Raw genomic sequence first — 4,561 nt, 5'->3', positions numbered from 1 at the left:
GACGCCACCAGGCAACAGCCCGACAAAGCCACTACCAACGACGGTCCGCCAACGAACCCACCGGGTAGATCACAAAACCGCACTGGAGTACTAGCCGCCGCTCTTGCTGCCGTCTTGACGGCAGCAATCCTGCCGAAGTTGCCCCTCACCCCCGAGGACCTCCGGCCATGGCTCACCGGTGGCGCAGCTCTCATCGCCGGCATCGTCACCCTCGGATGGCACCGCGTCGCACGCCTCATCCCCGTCTTCGGTCCTTGAAGTACCCACACCGACTTCTGCGCCGTACAAAGCCCCTCGGCGAAAGACAGGCGCGGCGCGCGGCCACCGTGGGCGCCCCAGTGGTACTCCCCCGAGCCAATTGGGCACCAAGCCTGACCTGCGCACGCCCTATCGGCACGGGTTGCAGACGGCCTCACCGTGAGTGCGGACACGTGTCGCAGGCGTGCTCCAGGACGCTCCGGTGATGTCGGAGCTCCGGTCGCTTGAGTCGCTTCGGTCGCTGCGGCGAGGCAAGGTCAGAGCGGGAGGGTTATCCCAAGTGCCTGCATTGCGCTGGACGGCGGGCCGCCTTCCGAGCGCTCAGTCTTCCTCCCCTTAGTGCGCGGCTGCAGGGTTGCGGGGTCGATGGCCTCAGCCGGAGCGGAGCTGGCGTACAGGCCGTCGGGTTCGGTGTCGCGGTCGTGTGGGAGGAGCCAGAAGACGCGGCGGCGGAAGGTGCCGGAGGCGCGGGAGGCCTTGGCGTCGGTGGCGAGGGTGGCGTAGCCGACCATGCGCCCGTCGCGGTGGTAGGCCGGCCTGCCGGTGCGGGTGGGGAGGCGGTCGAGGCTCTGGCGGACGTAGTCGAGGCGGGTGATGTCCTCGAGCCAGACGAGGTCGGTCTCGTGCTTGAGATCGTTCTCGCTGATCAGGGAACTCATGCCGTCTCCTCGTTCGCAAGCAGTCCGATGCCAGGGTAGTACTTCCTCGAATTCGACAAGATCATCTCTTTCGGGGAGGCGAGGCCTAGTAGTTCGCGGGCGCGGGCGGCGAAGGTGCGGTTGCTCATGGGGATGCAGCCTTCGCTCTGGCACCAGCCGCGGTAGGCGTCGTAGAGGGTCTTCTGCTCGGTGCGGCAGTCGGGGTTGAGGAGGCAGGCCTCGTCGAAGAAGCGGCCGGTGTGGTCCTCGGTCTCGGCATAGGAGTTGGTGGCGATGCGGACCTTGTCGGGGCCGGTGAGGTCCTTCTCGCCGGCCAGGTAGCGGCGGGCGCCGTCGATGAGCCAGTTGAGGATGCCGGGGCCTTCCTCGGCGACGAGGATGTCGGCAAGGTTGTCGATGCGGCGGTCGTCGGCGACGGTGCGCTCGAACGGGATCAGGCGCATGCGGCGCCAGAAGGCGAAGCCGCCGGTGCCGACCTCGGGGCGGTGGTTGCCCAGGAGCCAGAGCTTGTGGGTGGGGTTGAAGGAGAAGAAGTCCTGCCGCATGCGGCGGGCCTTGATGCGGTCGCCGCCGGTGAGGTGCTTCACGCGGGCTTCGTCGAACTTGTCGCCGGGCTTGACCTCGGAGCAGACGACGACGCGCCGGCCGTGGAGTTCGGCGAGGTCGGTGGGGTGGCCTTCGTAGAGGCGGGCCATGAGGAAGCCGGGCGGTGCGGCGTCGGCGTAGTCGCCGAGGAGTTTCATCGAGACGTCGAGGAGGACGGACTTGCCGTTCTTGCCGGCGCCGAAGAGGAACGGCATGACCTGGCCGCCGACGTCGCCAGTGATGGAGTAGCCCAGGAGCAGCTGCAGGAAGCTGATCATCTGGGTGCCTTCGGCGTCGTCGCCGAAGGTGTCGGCGAGGAAGCGCTGGAACCTGGGGATCGGCATCGCGGCGGGGCCGACGGTGGTCGAGCGGGAGTGGAAGTCCTTGTTGGGGTCGGGGGTGCGCACGAGGCCGGTGTGGAGGTCGACGATCCCGGCCGGCGTGCACAGGGCGTAGGGGTCGGCGTCGAGGTATTCGGCCTTGAGGACCATGCCAGGCGCGGATTTGGCCTGGGCGAGCATCGCGTTGATGCCGGCGGTGCTCAGGGCCCGGCGGCGGTGCTTCTTGAGCGCCTCGACTGGGTGCTCGCCGGTGGGGTCGGTGGTGGCGAGATGTTCGCCGATCTCTCCGGCGGCCCACAGGACGGAGTCGTCCTCGTCGACCTGCCAGCGGGTGGTGTCCCACCGGTACCAGCCCAGGCCTGGGACATGGCGGAAGTCGGCCTGGTAGAGCTTGACGAAGAGCTTGGCGTTGCCGCGGTCGGTCAGAGAGTCGGGCCACAGGCCCTGGGCAGTCGCTGTCGACGGGGCCGGCGGCGGCGTCTGTTCGGACGGTGCGGTGTGCTGTGGCGGCAGGACTGGGGCGGCCTTGGCCATGATCTGCTCGGCCAGGGCCTGGGGGTCGAAGTCGAAGAGCATGTTCGGCTCGCCGCCGGCGGGGCTGGTCACGGGCGGCTCCCGGGGGTCAGGGGACGGCGGGCTCCGGCGGTCATGCCGCTGCGGATAATGGCCTGGGCGCGGGAGTCCTGCCCGGGGCGGGCGAGGAGAGCGGTTTCCATGAGGGCGTTCTCCGCGTCCTGAGCGGGGAGGTGTCCTGCGGCGACGAGGCCGCCAACGGTGTAGGCGGCGCGGTTCAGCTTCTCGGAGAACCCAGTGCCTTCGGTGGCGTGGGCGCAGTCGGCGATCTCGGCGAGGACGGTGGTAAGTACGGCGACGACCGGGTTGGCGGTGCCGCCAGCGGCGAGGACGGCCTGGCGGGGGCGGCTGGGTACGGGGCGCGGGGCGGGGACGTGGGCGGCGGGCAGGTGGTGGGTGCGCTGGAGTTCCTGGGCGAGCCAGGCCGGGAGCGGCGCGGGGGTCCGTACGGTGCCGAGCGGGGTATAGGTGCCGGCGTCGGTGGTGGTGCCGGGCGCGATGATGTATCCGCCGTCGGCGCGGACGTCGACCTGCCAGGCGAGGGCGCGGGTGGTGCTGGAGCCGGAGGAGCACTGCCAGCGGCGGGAGTCGGTCTGGCGGTACCAGACGTGCAGGCCGCCGGAGGGGGTGCGGACGCGCAGGGTGGTGGAGTCGTCGGCGGGGCTGGGCTGGCCACGGAGGGCGGCGAGGACGGCGAGCGTGTGGAAGCCGGTGGTCATCGCGGACACGTCGATGTCCTCGGCGATGTTGATGCCGGGCAGGAGCCGGTTGCGGGCCGGTTGCGGTGCGGGGTGGGCGTCGATGTCGATGACGATGAGGTTTGCCGGGCCGCAGGCGACTCCCACGCCCATCTGGGGGCGGGTGCCCCACCAGTCCTGGATGCGGGTGCTGTCCAGAGTTGCGGCGTGGAAGCCGTGGCACCAGCGGGCGGCTATCCGGCAGGAGCAGGTCCTGCGGTCGTGTCCGGGTTCGCGGCAGGCCGGGCAGTTGGCGGCGGGGGTCTTCTTGCCGGGGGCGAGCGGGTGGACCGGCCAGCCGTGGCTGGCGCACCAGCGGACTGGGCGGGGCTGACGAAGCGACGACGCTTCCTGAGTCGCTGGAGGAAACCCGCAGGTCAGCAGGCATTCGATCTCCCAATAGCGACTGAAGCGACTCAACGACGGAGACAGCCTAGCGAAGACGTCCGTTCGGGTGGACCACCTTCGCGGCCGGGCGTGCCGCTCATCTGCTCCGACCAGCGACCGAGCAACTGACGCAAGCGACTCGACTGGCTGGTCACTCTTTTCAATCGCTCCCACAAACCTGCAGGTCAGACAGTGTCTGCAACAGCAATCAGCGACTGAAGCGACTCAAGACACCCATATAACACGCACACGCGCGATCTGCACAGCCGATATGTAGAGCTTCGGTCGCTTCAGTCGCTGGAAGGTTCTCTATCAAGCATCTGACCTGTGCTTTTCTGTAAGCGACTGAGGCTTTGCAGGGTCGCTGAGCTTCAGTCGCTGGTCACTCGTAGGTTGCCACCGAAGCGCCCCGAGCGACTGAAGCTCAGCTGCCAGCCCGGGTTTTAGTTCGTCATGTGGGGCGGAGGATGGGCATACCTGCTCAGGACCGGACGTGACGTTGCTCGTCACGTCCGGGGCGCGGGGAGCGCCGAGCCGAGCAGCCACGATGCGGCGGTGGCGTCCCGGATGGCGGTGCACAGGTCGTTCCGTGTTTGACCGTGGCACCGTTGTGGCCGGCGACGAACTCTCCGCATCGTCTATGCGCCGCTGCGCGTGGGCGGCATCCTGGGCGAGGCGCTTTTCGCTGCAGGAGGCAGCCGCGTTGGTGACGGTCCATCTGCCCGACGACTGCGGGCCAGTCTTCAGGGGCCCTGGCCCCAGTCGGACCGCCTTGTCGGCTGAGCCGACTGCGCAGCTGCAGGGCAGGGAGCAGCAAGAGGTGACCTGAGCGAAGGCGCGACCCGTGAAGCCGTCGCCGGGGGCCAGTGCGCTCCGGTGGACGCCGCTGTGAGCGCCTTTGAGGGTCGGGCTCCGGAAACCCGACTCTTAGTAGGTGTTGTCGTACCGAACCTGAGGGCGGTGTTTTCGCTGGTCAGGCATAGGTTCGGTGTTCCCGTGGGAGGGGTGGCCTGTCGTGTCA

At 68.8% G+C, this 4,561-nt stretch carries 4 protein-coding genes; 1 reads left to right on the top strand and 3 read right to left on the bottom strand.

Annotated features, from left to right (window positions below; translation table 11 throughout):
• Positions 1-114 precede the first annotated feature (114 nt).
• Complete coding sequence (locus tag ACFW2Y_RS34810; RefSeq protein ID WP_384887452.1) at positions 115-258, top strand: hypothetical protein; 144 nt, start codon at positions 115-117, stop codon at positions 256-258.
• 257 nt (positions 259-515) lie between these two features.
• Here ACFW2Y_RS34810 and ACFW2Y_RS34805 read toward each other — a convergent pair whose 3' ends face one another.
• The 3 genes from ACFW2Y_RS34805 to ACFW2Y_RS34795 are packed head-to-tail and all read right to left on the bottom strand — an operon-like array spanning position 516 to position 3,573.
• Complete coding sequence (locus tag ACFW2Y_RS34805) at positions 516-917, bottom strand: DUF6009 family protein (protein ID WP_384887449.1); 402 nt, start codon at positions 915-917, stop codon at positions 516-518.
• The gene (locus ACFW2Y_RS34800) at positions 914-2,419 is read right to left on the bottom strand and encodes a phage/plasmid primase, P4 family (protein WP_384887455.1); all 1,506 of its coding nucleotides are present in this window, start codon (positions 2,417-2,419) and stop codon (positions 914-916) included. Before ACFW2Y_RS34800 ends, ACFW2Y_RS34805 begins: the two co-directional genes overlap by 4 nt.
• Before the next feature lie 26 nt (positions 2,420-2,445).
• Positions 2,446-3,573 carry a bifunctional DNA primase/polymerase gene (locus ACFW2Y_RS34795; RefSeq protein ID WP_384887446.1) on the bottom strand — a complete coding sequence of 376 codons (1,128 nt, stop codon included), beginning with the start codon at positions 3,571-3,573 and terminating at the stop codon, positions 2,446-2,448.
• Positions 3,574-4,561: the final 988 nt, after the last annotated feature.

This window comes from Streptomyces sp. NPDC058877 (assembly GCF_042742855.1).
Taxonomy (GTDB): Bacteria; Actinomycetota; Actinomycetes; order Streptomycetales; family Streptomycetaceae; genus Streptomyces.
This window is presented reverse-complemented; position numbering and strand designations above follow the sequence as displayed.

What these genes read in the sequence shown, in the direction of transcription:
- ACFW2Y_RS34800 (WP_384887455.1), bottom strand. Translation starts at nt 2,419, where the DNA reads ATGCTCTTCGACTTCGACCCCCAGGCCCTGGCCGAGCAGATCATGGCC.
- ACFW2Y_RS34805 (WP_384887449.1), bottom strand. Translation starts at nt 917, where the DNA reads ATGAGTTCCCTGATCAGCGAGAACGATCTCAAGCACGAGACCGACCTC.